Source organism: uncultured Agrobacterium sp. (genome assembly GCA_913777615.1).
Lineage (GTDB): Bacteria > Pseudomonadota > Alphaproteobacteria > Rhizobiales > Rhizobiaceae > Agrobacterium.
This window is the reverse complement of sequence record CAJYTK010000021.1, coordinates 56,516-73,513: the sequence shown is the minus strand read 5'-3', so window position 1 is coordinate 73,513 and position 16,998 is coordinate 56,516. Positions and strand designations below refer to the sequence as shown.

General features: G+C 58.9%; 15 protein-coding genes. 10 read left to right on the top strand and 5 right to left on the bottom strand.

The window, feature by feature from the left end:
* Positions 1 to 4: 4 nt before the first annotated feature.
* The 4 genes from QZ862_RS18725 to QZ862_RS18710 all read right to left on the bottom strand — a co-directional run bounded on the left by QZ862_RS18725 (position 5) and on the right by QZ862_RS18710 (position 4,244).
* Positions 5 to 538 (bottom strand): cytochrome b, encoded by a 534-nt coding sequence (locus QZ862_RS18725; RefSeq protein ID WP_296101329.1) that lies wholly within the window; start codon positions 536 to 538, stop codon positions 5 to 7.
* A 166-nt stretch (positions 539 to 704) separates the two neighbouring features.
* A complete protein-coding gene (locus QZ862_RS18720) occupies positions 705 to 1,955 on the bottom strand; it encodes an amidohydrolase family protein (RefSeq protein ID WP_296101442.1) in 1,251 nt (416 codons plus the stop codon).
* Between the two features lie 7 nt (positions 1,956 to 1,962).
* Positions 1,963 to 3,486, bottom strand: a complete 1,524-nt coding sequence (locus tag QZ862_RS18715; RefSeq protein WP_296101440.1) for a gamma-glutamyltransferase — start codon at positions 3,484 to 3,486, stop codon at positions 1,963 to 1,965.
* 68 nt (positions 3,487 to 3,554) lie between these two features.
* Positions 3,555 to 4,244: a GntR family transcriptional regulator gene (locus QZ862_RS18710; protein WP_296019772.1), complete on the bottom strand. Its 690-nt coding sequence runs from the start codon at positions 4,242 to 4,244 to the stop codon at positions 3,555 to 3,557.
* 248 nt (positions 4,245 to 4,492) lie between these two features.
* Between QZ862_RS18710 and QZ862_RS18705 the strand changes: the two genes are divergently transcribed.
* The 8 genes from QZ862_RS18705 (at position 4,493) to QZ862_RS18670 (ending at position 14,000) form a co-directional block, all read left to right on the top strand.
* Complete coding sequence (locus tag QZ862_RS18705; protein WP_296101328.1) at positions 4,493 to 6,052, top strand: ABC transporter substrate-binding protein; 1,560 nt, start codon at positions 4,493 to 4,495, stop codon at positions 6,050 to 6,052.
* Between the two features lie 73 nt (positions 6,053 to 6,125).
* The gene (locus tag QZ862_RS18700; protein WP_296038919.1) at positions 6,126 to 7,091 is read left to right on the top strand and encodes an ABC transporter permease; all 966 of its coding nucleotides are present in this window, start codon (positions 6,126 to 6,128) and stop codon (positions 7,089 to 7,091) included.
* A 13-nt stretch (positions 7,092 to 7,104) separates the two neighbouring features.
* Positions 7,105 to 8,052, top strand: coding sequence for an ABC transporter permease (locus QZ862_RS18695; RefSeq protein WP_296101327.1), 948 nt, complete (start codon positions 7,105 to 7,107; stop codon positions 8,050 to 8,052).
* Between the two features lie 21 nt (positions 8,053 to 8,073).
* Complete coding sequence (locus tag QZ862_RS18690) at positions 8,074 to 9,267, top strand: amidohydrolase family protein (protein WP_296101326.1); 1,194 nt, start codon at positions 8,074 to 8,076, stop codon at positions 9,265 to 9,267.
* Positions 9,264 to 10,769 carry an amidohydrolase family protein gene (locus QZ862_RS18685; protein ID WP_296101324.1) on the top strand — a complete coding sequence of 502 codons (1,506 nt, stop codon included), beginning with the start codon at positions 9,264 to 9,266 and terminating at the stop codon, positions 10,767 to 10,769. The genes QZ862_RS18690 and QZ862_RS18685 overlap by 4 nt, the downstream gene beginning before the upstream one ends.
* Positions 10,766 to 11,764, top strand: a complete 999-nt coding sequence (locus QZ862_RS18680; protein WP_296101323.1) for an ABC transporter ATP-binding protein — start codon at positions 10,766 to 10,768, stop codon at positions 11,762 to 11,764. The genes QZ862_RS18685 and QZ862_RS18680 overlap by 4 nt, the downstream gene beginning before the upstream one ends.
* The gene (locus tag QZ862_RS18675; protein ID WP_296101322.1) at positions 11,761 to 12,738 is read left to right on the top strand and encodes an ABC transporter ATP-binding protein; all 978 of its coding nucleotides are present in this window, start codon (positions 11,761 to 11,763) and stop codon (positions 12,736 to 12,738) included. The genes QZ862_RS18680 and QZ862_RS18675 overlap by 4 nt, the downstream gene beginning before the upstream one ends.
* Positions 12,739 to 12,806: 68 nt before the next feature.
* On the top strand, positions 12,807 to 14,000 hold the full coding sequence (locus QZ862_RS18670; protein ID WP_296101321.1) for an amidohydrolase family protein: 1,194 nt from the start codon (positions 12,807 to 12,809) through the stop codon (positions 13,998 to 14,000).
* Positions 14,001 to 14,139: 139 nt separating this feature from the next.
* Here the strand turns inward: QZ862_RS18670 and QZ862_RS18665 are convergent, their stop codons facing one another.
* Positions 14,140 to 14,646 carry a hypothetical protein gene (locus QZ862_RS18665; RefSeq protein WP_296101320.1) on the bottom strand — a complete coding sequence of 169 codons (507 nt, stop codon included), beginning with the start codon at positions 14,644 to 14,646 and terminating at the stop codon, positions 14,140 to 14,142.
* Positions 14,647 to 14,778: 132 nt separating this feature from the next.
* On the opposite strand from QZ862_RS18665, the gene QZ862_RS18660 reads away from it, so the two are divergent.
* Positions 14,779 to 15,444 (top strand): response regulator transcription factor, encoded by a 666-nt coding sequence (locus QZ862_RS18660; protein ID WP_296101319.1) that lies wholly within the window; start codon positions 14,779 to 14,781, stop codon positions 15,442 to 15,444.
* Complete coding sequence (locus QZ862_RS18655) at positions 15,441 to 16,805, top strand: HAMP domain-containing sensor histidine kinase (RefSeq protein ID WP_296101318.1); 1,365 nt, start codon at positions 15,441 to 15,443, stop codon at positions 16,803 to 16,805. The genes QZ862_RS18660 and QZ862_RS18655 overlap by 4 nt, the downstream gene beginning before the upstream one ends.
* Positions 16,806 to 16,998 lie beyond the last annotated feature (193 nt).

The window sequence follows — 16,998 nt, the reverse complement described above, 5'->3', positions numbered from 1 at the left end:
CCCTTTAAAGAATGCGGTAAAGCGTGGCGTCCCGGCGGATCAAGTGGTGAAAGATCACAGCCAGCATATGTAACGCGACCAAGGCCAAAATGATCCACGCGCTCCACTCATGGATCGTCGAAAATGTCGGAGCAATGTCGGGCGACTTGCCGATTGGGCTCCATATAGGCAGCAGACCGAACCACTGCAGCGGAAAGCCGTGAGCATTCGTTGCCAGAAAACCCGATACCGGCATTATGATGAGGAAGAGGTAGAGCAATCCGTGGACCATATGCGCAGCAATGCGCTCGACAGCCGGTGCGGTGCTACGAGGCGCAGGTGTAAAAAGACGCACGCCCACTCTCAACAGCATGATCCAAAGGATCAGAAAGCCAAGACTTTCATGGACCAGATAAAGGTCGAGCTTCACGTCATCCTTGACGAAATCGAGCATCAAGCCCAGTGGCCATGTCAGGAAAACCAGGATTGCCACGATCCAATGCAGCATCCTTGACGCCAGGCTGTATTTCGGGACGTCTCGTGCGGGGTGATCCATCATTTCGTACTCCGATAAATTTCGAAATTATGAAGACTAGAAAGGCACGAGAGAATGACGTCCGCAATTATAAAGCGTTCCCGTCGACACTTAAAGCGCCGTGCGTCTGGATGGACGCAGGAAGCGCAATCCGCCTTGAAGAGGTTACACAGCGTACTTGTTTGAAAATCTATTGCGGTTTCAAGGAGGATGCTATCGGCTCGATGATATGAGCGGAGGGACGGACAAATGTTTTTCGTCCCCTCTTCCAGCCTGCCAGCGAGGGTGCTGAAGAGCGGATGGCATGACGCGGCTCCGTTGCGTCGAGAACAACGATATCGGCTGGCGCTCCGACATCAAGTCGATGATCGGAGCCCATAATGGCAGCGGCTCGCTCGCCGACCATCGCAAACACATGATCAATGTCGCTATCACGCGAAAGCTGCGCAACATTTGCGTAAAGATTTGCCATCCGCATCAATGACGCATCTCCGAAAGGAGTAAACGGATTGAGCACATTGTTGGTGGCAATGGCCGTCAGAACGCCATCCGTGGATAGAAGATGGGCGGGGGCGATGCCGCGGGGAATATTAGCGGTATGACTGCGCCCCATAAGAAAGAGATCGGTGGCCGGCAGAACGACCAGAGCAATACCAGCCTCGGCTATCTTACGCCCGATCCGAGAACGATCCTCCAGACTCAGAGCGGATAGGTTCGTTACATGGCCAATCGTGACCCTGCCCCCATAGGCATTCGCCTTGGTCGCTTCGATAACTGCCGGCAGATCGGTTCTGGCAGGGTTGAGACTGAAGTCCAAATGGAAATCGACGTCGACATCATGCTTCCTCGCCAGAGCGAAAATACGACGCACATGCTCCTCAGGACGAGGATCGGTATAGGGGCATCCGCCGATCAAGTCCGCACCGGCGCTCAAGGCCTCGTCGAGCATCTCTTCCGTTTCTGGCTCCTGCGTCAGTCCCTCCTGAACGAAAGCGCAGATCTGGATATCGATCGCGAAGGAAAATAGCGCGCGCACCCGCTTGATCGCTTCGAATGAGCGCATGCCTGCGCGCGGATCGATCTCGACGAAAGTTCGCATGCGCGTCGTGCCATGCATGATGGCTTGGCGCACGACGGCGCTTGCCCGCTGATAGACGTCCGCTTCGGAAAAATTTGACTTGGCCTTTGCCGCTTCGCGAACAGCTTCTTCAAGCGTGCCTTCGCAGATTGAGCACCGCTCCAGAATACAGGCCTTGTCCAAATGAACATGACTGTCGGCAAAGCCAGGAAAGGCGAACCTGCCGTTAAAGTCTTCTTCTTCCACAGCCTCACATCGAATACCGGAGCCGATATCGACAATCAGCCCATCGCGGATTGCGATATCCACCACATCGGGCCGGGCTGCGATGCGAAGGTTTCGAAGAAGAAAATCGGCTCGCATGTTTACCTCATACTCCCACAGCACAACCGTCACTGCGAGGGTCGTGCGCACCTTCGATCACGCCATCACGGCCAATGCTGATGATACCGGCCTGCCCGGCCAGAGCACTGAGTTCTGGAATGGCAACGACCCCGTGGCCGTAAGAACCGAGAGTATCGAGGACCTCGACACCAGCAGATTGTTCGATCTTGAGATTGTCGCGACTATCCGAGAAGGTACGACCCAAAAGAAAGCGTGGAGCGGAAAGCGCTTCAAAAGGACTGAAGCCGTGGTCGATCAATCGGCTCAGAAGAAGGGTCAGTGTTTGCGGCTGACCGTCGGCACCTTGCGTGCCATAAAGAATGGCCGGCTTTCCCTCACGCAACGCAATGCCGGGATTGAGCGTGTAAAAGGGACGCTTGCCAGGCGCGATCGCATTGATACTGGCCGGATCGGCACTGAAGGCAGCGCCGCGATTTTGCCACAGGATGCCTGTGTCTTCCAGCAGAACGCCGCTGCCCCAGTCATAATAGGTGCTTTGCAACACGCTGGCGGACCGGCCTTTCGCATCGGTCGCGGCCAGAAATACGGTATCGCCATGACGGAATGGTTGAGGCCAAGGCAAGGCGACATTTCGATCGATCTTTTCCGCCTTTGCGGCCAGAAAATCTTTCGCCAGCCAGGCTGCACAATCCTGAACGACATGATCGGGATCGGCGATGCCGCTACGCTCCAGAAAGGCCTGTTTTATCGCCTCAGCACAAAGATGGTAAAAATCAGGGGAATTCGGACTGACATCCTGCATCGCGAAATTGGAAAGGATGCCCATGATCGAAAGCGTCGAGACGCCTTGGCTGGGCGGCGGCGGCGCCAGAAGTTCGACATCGCGGTAGATGAGCGACAAGGGCTCAGCCATTCCGGCATGCGTCCTCTCCAGGTCGCGTTTGCGGATCGGGCTGCCAGCCGCCTCAAGACCTGCCGCCATCCGTTGAGCAAGATCACCCTCGTAAAATGCACGATGCCCGTGAAGGGCAATCTCTTTCAGCACACCGGCTAATTGCGGTTGACGCTGAATACCTCTCTTGACGAAGACGCTTGATACCCCGGGCCATGCCTCGATCTCGCCTTCGCGAAACGCGTGCCAGTGCGCCTGGGATTGGCTGACAGGAAAGCCGCCGCTTGCAAATTCTATCGCATCGCCCAGTAGGCTGGAGAAGCTTTCGCGACCTTGCCAATGGATGCAGGAATAATTCAACGCCTCGCCCCAACTATCGACGAGTGCGGCCGTGGTGAGTGCCGAGAGAGGACCTCTCGTCGGGATCGCATCGAGCTTTGGCAGGCTTTCGGCAGCCTGTCCGATACCCATGATCGCCTGACGGCGGCCTTCGGTATCTGCGACGATCCAGATCGCATCTCCGCCGAGCCCGCAAAAATGGGGATAAAGAACCGTGAGCGCTGCGCCTGCTGCGATAACGGCCTCTATTGCCGTGCCGCCGCGTTTCAGTACCTTTGCACCGGCTTCGCTTGCTGCGCGATGGGGCGTCGTGACCATGCCTTGGCGGGATTTGGCCGTATGAGCGGCCTCACGCGAATGGAAATCATAAGCCGCCATCTGATCGCCTACTCGGAGGCCGAAATGTAACGGCTGAGGATTTCGCCGATGTCCGGACCGTCATCCTCGTCATCTGCCTTGGCGCGTTCTTCAACCGCATGCAGATGGTGATCCATGATGTGGGTCGCCGCCTCGACATCGAGCTTTTTCAATGCCTCGATCAATTGAATATGCTCATCGATACCGCATTCTGCCGAATGCGGCCTGCCAAAGCGCGCGAGGATCAGCGACGACCGTGAGACGACCTGGATGATGAATTCTATCAGCAGTTTGGAGCCTGTCAGCTCCGCCAGCAGGATGTGAAACTCGCCAGCAAGGCGGATGGAACGCGGCGACGATGCGCGCAAAGCGCGCTCCTCTTCCCGCACATGACTGACCAGAGCATCGATACCGTCCTTTGGCATGCGCTTGCACAGTCGGTCGATCACCTCCCGCTCCAGGCAGCGGCGAAGCGCGAAGACCTCTACGGCCTCTTCGAGTGTCGGCATAGCAACGGCAGCACCACGATTCGGCTTGATCTCCACAAGACCGTCGGATGAAAGCCGCACCAAGGCATTGCGAGCACTTGTCCGACTGACGCCAAACGTATCGCCGATCGAATCTTCTGGGAGCTTTGTACCGGGCTTCAGCGCCTGTTCAAGGATGGCGCGACGCAGCGAGGCGTATATCGCGTCGCTTCTGGTCAGATTGGTGGACATCGCATCAAATCTCGTTCGTATACACTTGACGCGTGTATCGCACAAATTTTGTATCTAATCTAGCTTATTTTATTGCATACAATTTTTGGCTTGAAATTGCATACGAGTTCTCCTAGCTTCTAGCCCAAGCCACATAGAATGGCGCTATAGACAAGCGAAACCGAGTGTATCACGGTTACCGCAACACAAATTGCATGCAGTTCATTGCGCATTTGAATGCAGAATGTATCCAATAAAAGGGGACCACAATGTTGAGCAAACGCATACTACTGAGCACGAGCCTGGCACTTTTAACTCTCGCCGTGCCAGCCATGGCAAACACCCTGAAGTGGGGTGCTTCGCGTGATATCAGCTCGCTCGATCCTTATTCTTATGGCGACAGCTTTGCGCTTGGCGTCCTCAACCACGCCTATGAAGGCCTGATGCGCTATGACCGCAATCTGAAGCTCGAGCCGGCGCTCGCCACATCCTACGAAATCATTTCGCCTACGACATGGCGTTTCAAGCTCCGCGAAGGCGTGAAATTCCACAATGGTGCCGACTTTACTGCGGACGACGTCCAGGCATCGCTCCTGCGCGCGACCGATGCAAAGTCACCGCTGCGTGGCAATATCCCGGCCTATAAGGGCTCGCGCGTCATCGACGCTCACACGATCGAAATCGATGTCACCGCGAACTATCCGCTACTTTTGAACGACCTGACGACCATCTATATCTTCAATGCCAAGTGGCTGAAGGACAACAAGGCGGAAGCGCCGACGGATGTTGGCTCCGGCACCGAAGGCTATGCGACCTATAATGAAAATGGCACCGGTCCATTCAAGGTCGAAAGCCGTCAGCCTGACGCCAAGACGGTATTCGTCAAATATGATGGCTGGTGGGACAAGCCTCAACACAATATCGATCGCATCGAACTGACACCGATTGCCTCCAGTGCTACCCGCGTTGCCGCGCTTCTCTCCGGCGATATCGACTTCACCGACCAGGCCCCGGTTCAGGATTTGCCGCGCCTGGAAGCAGCCGCCTCTCAGGTGAAGCTTCTGGAAGGCACCGATCTACGCACCGTCATGATCGGCTTCAGCCAGCGTGACACGCTGCTTTCCGGCGCACCGAACCCGATGAAAGATCTGCGTGTCCGCCAGGCCATGCAGCTCGCAATCGATCTGGACCTTCTTCAGAAGCGCGTCATGCGCGGCAAGTCCCGCAATGCCGGCACGCTGGTCGCTCCACAGATTCCCGGTTACGACGCCGCTCTCGATACGCCGGTCAAGGCCGATCCGGAGAAGGCCAAGTCCCTCCTTAAGGAAGCAGGCGCTGAAGGCTTCGAGTTCGACTTCAACTGCTCCGACACTCTGGTGAATGAAGAGCAGGTCTGCCAGGCGGTCGCCTCCATGTGGTCGCGCATTGGCCTCAAGCCAAAGATCGACCAGGGGCCTCGCGCCGTGCAGACACCGAAGCGGTCGGGAGGAAAGGTCGATGTCTATACACTCGGCTGGGCAACTCTGCCGATGCTCGATACCTACAGCCTGACCTCACAGGTTCTTCACACCAAGGAAGGGTCCTTTGGCATCTTCAACTGGGGTGGGTGGTCCGACAAGGAATTTGACAGGGTTACGGAAGCCTCGGCGGTAGAGCTCGACCGGACCAAGCGTCTGGCGCTTTCGGCAGATGCCCTGAAGATCGCCAAGGAACACGCGCTGATGATCCCGCTGCACCAGCAGCCGCTTGCCTGGGCCACCAGCGCGAAAGTCAAGGATTTCCCGCTCTTTTCCGACAACCTTCCACGCCTTTGGCTGGTGAAAATGTAACAGCGGATGACCCTCGCTGCACAAAAGTGCTGCGAGGGTCGACTTCTCTTTTTCGGACAAAGGACAGGGTGTCATGCTCGCCTTCCTCATCAAGCGGATCGGCAACGCCGTTCTCGTGATGCTCACGGTTGCCTTCTTCGCCTTCCTGATCTTCCGTTTCCTCGGCGATCCGGTGGAGATCATGGTCAATGAAAGCGCCACCCAGGTCGAACGCGACGAATTGCGCGCACGCCTTGGGCTGAACGACGGCTTCCTCGTTCAATATGCCCGGTTCGTCACCAATGCCGCACAGGGCGAATTCGGATTGTCCTGGCGCAATCAGCAATCCGTCCTGACGCTGATTGCGGAGCGGTTTCCGGCGACCTTCGAACTGGTGATCATCGCTACCATCCTGTCGCTTGCCATCGGCATACCGCTCGGCGTCTTCACCGCAATCGGGCGTGGACGCTGGTGGGCGGAGACCTTGCAGTTTTCCTCCATTGTCGGCGTCTCCCTCCCGAGCTTCCTCGTCGGCATCCTGCTGATCCTCACCTTTTCCGTCACACTCGGTTGGCTGCCGGGCTACGGGCGCGGCGAGGTCGTTCGCATCGGCTGGTGGTCCACCGGGCTTCTCACTCCATCCGGCCGTGCGGCCATCGTCTTGCCGGCGCTGTCGCTGTCGCTCTTCCAGATCACGCTGGTGATGCGGCTGGTGCGCGCCGAAATGCTGGAGACGCTCAGAACCGATTTCATCAAATTCGCCCGCGCACGCGGCGTCAAAAGACGCGCTCTGTGGTTTCGCCACGCGCTGAAGAACTGTCTCATGCCTGTCGTGACACTCACCGCCATGCAGGTCGGCAATCTCATCGCCTTCGCACTGGTGACCGAAACGGTTTTCCAGTGGCCGGGAATGGGCATGCTCTTCATGCAGGCCGTGACCTTTGTCGATATCCCTGTCATGGCCGCCTATCTCTGCATCGTATCCTTCATCTTCGTCACGCTGAACACCCTGGTCGACATCGCTTACGCCGTCATCGACCCGCGGCTGCGTGCAGCGTGAATAGGAGACTGTCATGACCGCTATCGAACAGACCTCACAAGCACCTCGGGCCTCCCGACTGTCGAAGATCCTGCAATCGGATCTCTGGTGGAGCTTCAGGCACCACCCTTCGGCCATTGCCGCAGCCATACTGCTTCTGATCTTGATCGGCTCGGCCTTCTTCTCGCCGCTCATCACCGCGCAGAACCCCTACGATCTCGCGTCCCTCGATCTTCTGAACGCTGAAATCCCACCGATCTGGATGCCGGAAGGCCAGTGGCCCTTCATTCTCGGGACCGACGTTCAGGGCCGCGATGTGCTCTCAGCCATCCTCTATGGCTCACGTGCCTCGATCATCATCGGCGTAAGCTCGGTTTTCGTATCGCTAATCATCGGCACGATGCTTGGCTTGGTCGCCGGTTACCATGGCAAATGGGCTGATGGCCTGTTGATGCGCACGGGCGATGTTCTTCTCTCCATGCCGACCATGCTGATCGCCATCCTCGTATCGGCACTGGCGAGACAGGCACTGCCGCCGTCGCTTCGGGAAGCGGGAGCTTCCGGCGTTATCGTCCTTGCCATCTCGCTATCGGCCTGGGTGCAATATGCCCGCACTGTCCGCGCTCAGACCATGGTGGAGCGCAACAAGGAATATGTTCAGGCCGCCCGGCTGATCCGCCTTTCGAAATGGAAGGTCATGCTGAAACATATTCTTCCCAACACCACCACGCCGCTCCTCGTCACCGCAACGCTGAATTTCGGTCTCGGCATTCTCATCGAGGCGACGCTTTCTTTTCTTGGCGTCGGCATGCCGCCCGAGCAACCATCGCTCGGCACGCTGATCCGCATCGGCAACCAGTACCTCTTCTCTGGCCTCTGGTGGATCGTGCTCTTTCCGGGCCTGCAACTCTGCCTGCTCGTCGTCTCGATTAATGTGCTCGGCGACTGGCTGCGCGACGCCCTCAATCCCAAACTGCGCTGAAACCCTCCGGAGACAATGTCCATGAGCGACCTTTTGATCAAGAACACAAGACCGACGGGTGGCGCGACCGCCGATATTCTGATCCGTGACGGCCGGATTGCCGACATCGGTCAGGATCTCGCAGCCACAGACTTAACCGTCGAGGATGCCGGCGGACGTATCGCCATTCCGGGGCTTGTCGATGCCCACACCCATCTCGACAAATCGCTGCTGGGCTACCCCTGGTATGTCAACGAAGTTGGACCGCGCCTGATCGACAAGATCGATAATGAGCGCAAAGTGAAACGCGACTATGGGTTGGACGCCCATACCCAATCGATGCGCCAGGCGCTGCAATCGGTCGGCTATGGCACGACCCTGATCCGCACCCATGTCGACATAGACACAGACCAGGGGCTGATCGCGCTGGAAGGCGTGATGGAGACCCGCCGCCAGCTGGATGGCATCGTCGAAATCGAGATCGTCGCCTTTCCGCAATCGGGCCTGATGCGCCGCCCCGGAACGGCGGAACTGCTCGATGCCGGCATGGCGATGGGCGCCGATCTTGTTGGCGGTCTGGACCCCTGCGGCATGGATCGTGATCCGAAAGCACATCTCGACACGATTTTCGCCATTGCCGAGAAACACGGCAAGGGCATCGATATCCATCTGCACGAGAGCGGCGAGCTCGGTGCCTTTTCCATGGAGTTGATCTTCGAGCGCACCCGTGCGCTCGGCATGCAAGGCAAGGTCGCCGTCAGCCACGCCTTTTGCCTCGGCCATCCCGACTGGAACATGACGCAGGCGCTGATCGACACCTGCGCCGAACTCGACGTGCCGATCCTCACCACCGCCCCACCGTCTCGTGAAGTGCCGTCTCTGCGCCGTCTGCGCACCGCCGGTGTGCGCTTCGGTGCGGGCGTCGATGGCTTTCGCGATACCTGGGGACCCTATGGTAATGGCGACATGCTGGAGCGGAGCATGCTGCTTGGCATGAAAAACAATCTTCGCCGCGATGACGAACTGCTTTGGGCGCTGGATGTCTGCACCACGGGCGGTGCGAAATCCATGGATCGCGAGGCGCATTCTCTCGAAATCGGCGGGCGTGGCGATGTCGTCATCGTCGAAGGGGAAACCGTCGGCGAGGCCATTGTCACGCATCAACCCCGCAAGCTCGTGGTCACCGCGGGCAATGTCGTTGCGCGTGATGGCAAGAGTCTGAAGGAACGCCCATGACCGCGCCTTCATCCCGGTCGATGCTTCCGCTCGGCAAGAGACCGCCGGGTCGCTGGGCGCTTAAAGCCCGCTTCGTCGTCGCCGATCTGCCGGAAGGGCGACGCCTCGTTCCCGATGGCGAAGTCGTCATCGAAAACGACAAAATCCTCTGGGTCGGTCGCGATTTCGAAGGCGAGGTTTCCGCCCGCTACGACATGGGCGACGCCCTGATCGGTCCAGGCTTTGTCGATCTGGACGCGCTCTCCGATCTCGATACGACCGTGCTTGCCATGGACAACCAGCCTGGCTGGAAGAAGGGCCGCGTCTGGGCCGCGGACTACGCACCCCGCGCCTACGAGATGTACAGCCAGGACGAACTCGCCTTCCAGAAACGCTACGCCTTTGCGCAGCTTCTCCTGAACGGCATCACCTCGGCACTGCCAATCGCCTCGCTCTTCTATCGCACCTGGGGCGAGACGGTGGCGGAATTCGAAGCGGCAGCGGTGGCTGCCGAAGAGCTCGGCATCCGCGTCTGGCTCGGTCCTGCCTATCGCAGTGGTGGCGTCATTCTCGATGAGCGCGGTGCGATGAAGCCGGTCTTCGATGAAGAGCGCGGCTTGTCGGAATTGGCCGAGGCCGCAGCCTTTGCCAAGCGCGTTCACGGCAGCGCCAACGGCCTGATATCCGGCATGTTCGCTCCGGACCGCGTCGAGACCTGCACGGAAACGCTGCTTCGCCGTACCTTCGCCCATGCCGATGATATGGACATGCCCGTTCGCCTGCACATGGCACAGGGCGAGATGGAACTGCAGACCATGCGCCGCCTGCATGGCGTGACGGCACCGGAATGGCTGGATCGGCTTGGCGTACTATCCCCCCGCCTGATCGCCCCGCATGCGACCGTCGCGACGGAGGACGACCTTGCGCGCTACGCCTCCCATGGCGTGACCGTCGCCCACTGCCCGCTCGTTTCCGCTCGCCACGGATCGGCACTCAAATGCTTCTCCCGCCTGAAGGCAATGGGCATCCGCATCGGCATGGGGACGGACACTGCCCCTGCGGACATGGTTCTCAACATGTCGGTCGGCCTGATGATGAACCGGCTGGCCGAAGGCCGTGGTGACGCCGGATCGTCTGCCGATTTCTACGATGCCGCGACGATTGCCGGTGCCGATGCGCTGAAACGCCAGGATTTAGGGCGTATCGCGTCCGGCGCAAAGGCCGATATCGCAGTCTTCGACATGGCCGACAGCATGATCGCGCCACGGATCGACCCCATCCAGACCCTCGTCTATGGCGCAACCGGTCGCGTCACCCGCGCCACGATTGTCGATGGCCGTATTTCGATGCGCGACGGAGAGGTCGCGGGCATCGACCTCACCGCCGCCAGAGGCCAGGCACAGCGCCAGTTCGACGGTCTCGTCGCCAAATACCCGGACCGAACGTTCCAGCATCCGCCGGTCGAGGAAATTTTTCCGCCAAGCTATCCGCTCACGCATCACTCCAGCGAGGTGTCGCGATGACCTCCGCCAACCAGACATCGGCAGCAATCCCGGCCCTCGAAGTCAAAGGCCTATCCGTCGAGTTCCCCACCCGCAAAGGCATCCTGACCGCCCTCTCCGATGTGTCTCTCACCGTCGAGCGCGGCGAAATTCTGGGTGTCGTCGGCGAGTCCGGCGCGGGCAAGTCGATGACGGGAATGGCGGTGCTTGGCCTGCTCGAACCGCCAGGCCGGATCTCCGCCGGCGAAATCCGCATCGGCGGCACGCGGACCGATAATCTCAGCGAGCTGGAGATGAGCACGGTTCGTGGCCGCATGGTCGGCGCGATCTTTCAAGATCCGCTCACCTCGCTCAATCCGCTCTTTTCGGTTGGGCAGCAATTGGCTGAAACGATCCGCCTGCACTCGGATCGCAGCCGTGCCGAAGCACGCACCCACGCCATCGGCCTGTTGAAACAGGTCGGCATACCCGGAGCGGATGAGCGCATCGACCATTATCCGCACCAGTTTTCCGGCGGCATGCGGCAGCGCGTCGTCATCGCTCTCGCGCTAGCGGGCGATCCGCAACTGATCATCGCCGACGAGCCGACCACCGCGCTTGATGTCTCTATTCAGGCGCAGATCACCACGCTGCTGCGCAAGCTCTGCCGCGAAAAGGGCGCAGGCGTCATGCTCGTCACCCATGATATGGGCGTGATTGCCGAAACCGCCGATCGCGTCGCCGTCATGTATGCCGGCCGGGTGATCGAGGTCGGCCCGGTCGACGAGGTGCTGCGCAACCCGAAGCACCCTTACACGCGCGGCTTGATGGGTTCCATTCCCGCACTCGGCGCTCGCGTCGAGCGACTGGTTCAGATCGATGGCGCCATGCCAAGGCTAAACGCCATTCCGCAGGGCTGCGCATTCAATCCCCGCTGTCCGGATGTCGGCCCCCGCTGCCGGCAGACGAAACCCGCGCTGGTGCGCAATGATCATGGCAGCGTCGCCTGCCTCGTTCACGATGGAGGTGTCGCATGAGAAGCTCTGACAATGCGCTGGAAGTGGATCAGCTGACGCGGGTCTTCGATGTCTCCGCTCCCTGGCTCAACCGCGTCATCGACCGCAAGCCGAAGCGTTATCTGCGTGCCGTCCAGGACGTGACATTCACGGTGCAGAAGGGCAAGTGCCTCGCGCTCGTCGGAGAATCGGGCTGCGGTAAATCCACGGTCGCCCGGCTGGTGACAGGTCTCTATGATCCGAGCGAGGGCGCCATCGTCTTCGCGCCTGCCGAAAAAGGTGCCAACCGGGGCAAGCCGCTTGAAGCCCAGATGATCTTTCAGGATCCGCATGCCAGCCTCAACCCGCGCTGGAGGGTTGGCGATATCATCGCCGAGCCAATCCAGGTCTTTGGCCTGCGGCAAGGCAAAGACGCAATCGATGCGCGCGTGGCGGAGTTGCTCCGCACCGTCGGCCTTTCCCCGGACGATGCCGGGCGGTTTCCGCATGAGTTTTCCGGAGGGCAGCGGCAGCGCATCTCGATTGCCAGAGCTCTTGCGAGCGAGCCGGAATTCCTCGTCTGCGACGAACCGACCTCGGCCCTCGATGTCTCTGTTCAGGCGCAAATCCTCAATCTGATGCGCAGGTTGCAGGATGAGCTTGGCCTGACCTACCTCTTCATCAGCCACAATCTCGCGGTCGTCCGACATATGGCCGATCGCATCGCGGTCATGTATCTCGGCCGGATTGTCGAGGAAGCGGAAACCGAGGCGCTCTTCGCCAATCCGCAACACCCTTACACACGGCTTCTGCTGCAAACGATCCCCGATGTCGCAGCCCCCAATCGTGACCGTGCGCTGATGGGCGGCGAACCACCAAGCCCGCTCGATCCGCCGAAGGGCTGCGCCTTCCATCCGCGCTGCCCCATCGCAACCGAACTTTGCAGCCAGGTTGCGCCAGAGGTTCGAACACGAGAGGGCGGCGGCAAGGTCGCCTGCCATCTGGCCCCACAATAAACGAACGTCGTGATGCGTCTGCGAAAGCGCTGATGCCGGATGATAAAATATATGGAAAGGAAACCCCGATGACCAAAACTGTTTTCACCAATGCCAAGCTGGCGGATGGATCGCTGCGCGACATTCATGTGGAAAATGGCCGGATCACGGCCATCGACACGGCCGGAGAAGCAGCGTCTTCGGCAACGACCATCGACCTTTCCGGCGATCTGATACTGCCGGGCTTCGTTGAAGGGCATATCCATCTCGACACCAGCTTTTATGGCGGCAAATGGGTGCCGCATCGCCCCTGCACCAACGGCTTCGATGTCCATGAGCGCGTCGCATTCCAGGCCGAGAACATGGCGAAGGCCGAGCCGATGGCCGAGCGCGCGCGCAATCAGCTGGACTTGTGCATTTCCAAAGGCACGACACAGATGCGCAGCCATGTGATGGTCGATGGCTCTGTCGGACTGACATCTTTGGAGACTATCCTGGCTGTCCGTGAGGAATATCGGGATATGATCGATATCCAACTGGTGGCCTTTCCACAAAGCGGCATCCTGAAAAGTCCGGGAACGCCCGAGCTTCTCGACGCCGCCATCGGGCTTGGCGCGGGCCTCGTCGGCGGTCTCGATCCGGCAAGCTTCGATCGCGACGTCAACGGTCACCTCGATGTGGTCTTCGGCGTTGCCGAAAAGCATGGCGTCGATATCGATATCCATTTGCATGATGCGGGCTCGATGGGCGCTTTCACCATTGAAGAGATTTGCGACCGGACTGTTGCGCTTGGCATGCAGGGACATGTCGCCGTCAGCCATGCCTACGGTCTTGGAGACCTTGCGCCGGATGCAGCCAAGAAGATCGCAGCCAGGATCGCCAAAAGCGGCGTTTCGATCATGACCAATGCGCCCGGCAACCATAATTTTCCGCCGGTCGCGTTGCTCCGCCGCGAAGGCGTGACCGTCTTCAGCGGCAGCGATAATATCCGCGATTCCTGGTGGCCCTATGGCGATGGCGACATGCTGCATCGCGCCGAGATCATCGGCTACAGATCGGGCTTCTATACCGACGACGAGCTCTGCGCAGCTTTCGACGTCGTCACGGCTGCGGGCGCAAAAGCCCTGAGGCTCGAAGGTTACGGCATCGAGATCGGCGCGAAGGCCGATTTCGTATCCCTGGCGGCTGAGCACGTTCCCGAGGCCGTAATTGCCTTTCCGACACGCCACAAAGTTTTCAAGGAAGGGCGTCTTGTTGCTGAAAACGGCCTAGTGAAACGCTGACCCACTGCTGGTGCTGTGCCGAGACGATGACGCGTCTTGCCACAGTCAGCCCAGCCATCGCAAAAAAGGCCGCCCAATATCTTGGGCGACCTTTGTCAAACCTGCTGTGATCTTGAAACCATCAGCGTTATTTAACGCTTTATGGCCTGCGCGGTCCGCCTTCCGGTCCGCGAGGGCCACCTTCTGGTCCGCGTGGCGGCTTACCGGCCGGGCCTAGTTGATCGGTCTTGCCGTCCTCATGGACGATGTAGCTTCCATGCAGAAAGCCGTCGTCGAAGCGGCCCTGAACCGTTACGACTTCATCCTTGTTGACGATCGCGCCGCTGCGTCCTTCCGGCCCGGTTTCCACCAGCGCACGCCCACTATCATCCTGAATGATGAATTTGTTGCCGAATATTTCCACCACTTTGCCCTTGACGCTGGTGAGGCTGTCGTCCGGCATGGCGGATATGGCAACGGGTGCAATGGGCGCAAGCTCTCCCGCCGGTCGCGTCAGCTTCATGGCAGCAGCACCTCCAGCAACGCCCACGGCCAAGATTGCTATGGCGCCAATGGTAAAAGCAGCTGCAGAACGCTTTTTCGGATGCGGGTGGGCATGGCTGAGTTCATCGTGATGCTTGTTTTCGGTTTCAGGTGTAACAGACATTTCTGGTCTCCTTTTTGAGTGGAATGCCCCTTTCTACCAAAGCGCCGCCACCACCACCCTGAACCAACCGGTTCAGCTTGAGTTAAGCGTCAGACCCGTAAATAGCCCGAGCCCACGGAGTAGACATCCCCCATGCGTGTCCTTCTCGTTGAAGACGATGCCGATCTTGCGAACCGGATTGCCAGCAGTCTGAGAGCAGAGCACTTTGTCGTCGATGTCGCTCGAAACGGGGAAGACGGACAGCATGCGGGCCTGACAGAAGCCTTCGATGTCGCGGTCCTTGATCTCGGTCTTCCGAAGATCGACGGTGTGGCAGTTCTTGCCTCCTGGCGTGACGCCGGACGAACGTTACCTGTTCTTGTCCTGACTGCGAGAGATGGGTGGCCGGACAAGGTCGCAAGCTTCAAGGCAGGAGCCGACGACTTTCTCACCAAACCTTTCAAGGTTGAGGAACTTGTGCTGCGGCTTCGCGCGCTGGTGCGACGCGCCAACAACCATGCCAGCGCCACAGTCACCTGTGGTTCGATCACCTTCAACGCGCAGCTTGGCACATTCGAAAAAGATGGCGTTCCCCTGAAGTTGACCGCGCTGGAATGGCGTGTGCTCTCCTGCCTTATCTTGCGTAAGGAAATCGTGGTGGACCGAAGCGAGCTGATGGAACGCGTCTATGATGGTGATGCCGAGGTGGATTCGAACTCGATCGAGGTCATAATCGCCAGGCTGCGTCGGAAGATCGGTGCGGATTTTATCGAGACGGTGCGCGGCAGGGGCTACATGATGACGGCCTCATCGTCATGAGATTTCCAATTCGCCCAACCTCGATTGCCGGCCGCCTTACAGCCTTTTCCGCAGCGTTCGTGGCGGGCGCCATTTTCGTCGCGGCAGTGATCCTCTGGTTTATCGTCGCAGGCGTCGTGCGCGAACAAATCGACCAGCGGCTGGACACTCAGATCGAAGGTCTGCGCAGCGCGCTGGTCCTCGACCGAACCGGACAGATTGGACTGGCATCTGAACTGGAGGGGCCGCCCTTCGATCGGCCCGGCTCCGGATGGTACTGGCAGATCAATTCCGGGGCGTCGACACTCTCATCACTCTCGTTGGACCACCACAATCTTAAACCCGGTAGGCGTACCGCAGACTGGCGGGATCTTGCATCGCCGAGACCCAGGCCGGGCGAGCTCGAAGATGAGAACGGACGCGACCTGTATACGCGCACATTGCTTGCCGCAATCGGCGACAAACAGGTTGAGATCACGGCATCGGCTCCACGATCGGCCTTGACGGATCCGGCATTTCGTTCGCTCATGTGGCTGGTCCCGGCCATGGCGCTTCTGGGCCTCACGCTTCTAATCGGAACCTATTTGCAAGTCAGGTTTGGCCTTAAGCCACTGAAGCGACTAACCGCAGACGTCGCAGAGATATCCGCCGGAAATCGTGCAGCGCTTCCGGCTGCCGATGTCGAGGAACTGAAACCGGTCAGCTCGGAAATCAACCGGCTCATCGCGTTGAACGAACGCAGACTTGAGGATACGCGTGTCCATTTTGCCAATATGGCGCACGGACTAAAGACGCCGGTCGCCAGCCTGACGCTTGGCCTGAACGACGATAACGATCCGAACGGAAGTTTGAGGGATCTGGTCCAGCGCATCGATCGCCGTATCCGCCATCACCTTGCCGACGCGCGCAAATCGGCGATTGGGCAAGTGGCGCAACGAAACGTGCCTCTTCGCCCACGTATCAACGACCTCGTTCTCGTTTTGTCGAACATCTACCGAGACAAAAGCGTTTCGGTGCGGTGCGACGTCGAAGATCGGCTGGCTGTTCGCTGCGATCCCGAGGACGTGGACGAGATTCTCGGCAATATCCTGGACAATGCATTCAAGTGGGCATCATCCATAGTTACCCTGTCATCGATACAGAAGGCGGGCTTCGTCGACATCGTCATTGGCGATGACGGTCCTGGCATATCTGACGACAGGATCAAGCAAGCTTTTCAGCCGGGGATGCGCTTGGACGAAAGCGTGAATGGTAGTGGCTTCGGACTCGGGATCGCAAAGGAACTGACCGAACTCTATGGCGGGAGCATCGCGCTCAAAAATAGCCAAGATGGATTCCAGGCGATCATACGGCTTCCTCTGTCGCACAGCGCCTCTTCATAGGCGAGATCTCCTCCATGCAACCGAACAGAGAAAATCTCGTTGTTGCAATGGATTTGAAGAAGACGTGAAACCGACGGTCCAAAGACGGATGGAGAATGCATCAAGCTTCTTCAACAATTACAAAAACGTAATTTGCTCGCAATACCTTAGAGGTGTTGGAATACAAATATTAACAGGACTGGACCAACCCCAC

Bases quoted from the DNA above. Each gene is read 5' to 3' on its own strand.
- QZ862_RS18725 (WP_296101329.1), bottom strand. From the start codon at position 538: ATGATGGATCACCCCGCACGAGACGTCCCGAAATACAGCCTGGCGTCA.
- QZ862_RS18720 (WP_296101442.1), bottom strand. From the start codon at position 1,955: ATGCGAGCCGATTTTCTTCTTCGAAACCTTCGCATCGCAGCCCGGCCC.
- QZ862_RS18715 (WP_296101440.1), bottom strand. From the start codon at position 3,486: ATGGTCACGACGCCCCATCGCGCAGCAAGCGAAGCCGGTGCAAAGGTA.
- QZ862_RS18710 (WP_296019772.1), bottom strand. From the start codon at position 4,244: ATGTCCACCAATCTGACCAGAAGCGACGCGATATACGCCTCGCTGCGT.
- QZ862_RS18705 (WP_296101328.1), top strand. From the start codon at position 4,493: ATGTTGAGCAAACGCATACTACTGAGCACGAGCCTGGCACTTTTAACT.
- QZ862_RS18700 (WP_296038919.1), top strand. From the start codon at position 6,126: ATGCTCGCCTTCCTCATCAAGCGGATCGGCAACGCCGTTCTCGTGATG.
- QZ862_RS18695 (WP_296101327.1), top strand. From the start codon at position 7,105: ATGACCGCTATCGAACAGACCTCACAAGCACCTCGGGCCTCCCGACTG.
- QZ862_RS18690 (WP_296101326.1), top strand. From the start codon at position 8,074: ATGAGCGACCTTTTGATCAAGAACACAAGACCGACGGGTGGCGCGACC.
- QZ862_RS18685 (WP_296101324.1), top strand. From the start codon at position 9,264: ATGACCGCGCCTTCATCCCGGTCGATGCTTCCGCTCGGCAAGAGACCG.
- QZ862_RS18680 (WP_296101323.1), top strand. From the start codon at position 10,766: ATGACCTCCGCCAACCAGACATCGGCAGCAATCCCGGCCCTCGAAGTC.
- QZ862_RS18675 (WP_296101322.1), top strand. From the start codon at position 11,761: ATGAGAAGCTCTGACAATGCGCTGGAAGTGGATCAGCTGACGCGGGTC.
- QZ862_RS18670 (WP_296101321.1), top strand. From the start codon at position 12,807: ATGACCAAAACTGTTTTCACCAATGCCAAGCTGGCGGATGGATCGCTG.
- QZ862_RS18665 (WP_296101320.1), bottom strand. From the start codon at position 14,646: ATGTCTGTTACACCTGAAACCGAAAACAAGCATCACGATGAACTCAGC.
- QZ862_RS18660 (WP_296101319.1), top strand. From the start codon at position 14,779: ATGCGTGTCCTTCTCGTTGAAGACGATGCCGATCTTGCGAACCGGATT.
- QZ862_RS18655 (WP_296101318.1), top strand. From the start codon at position 15,441: ATGAGATTTCCAATTCGCCCAACCTCGATTGCCGGCCGCCTTACAGCC.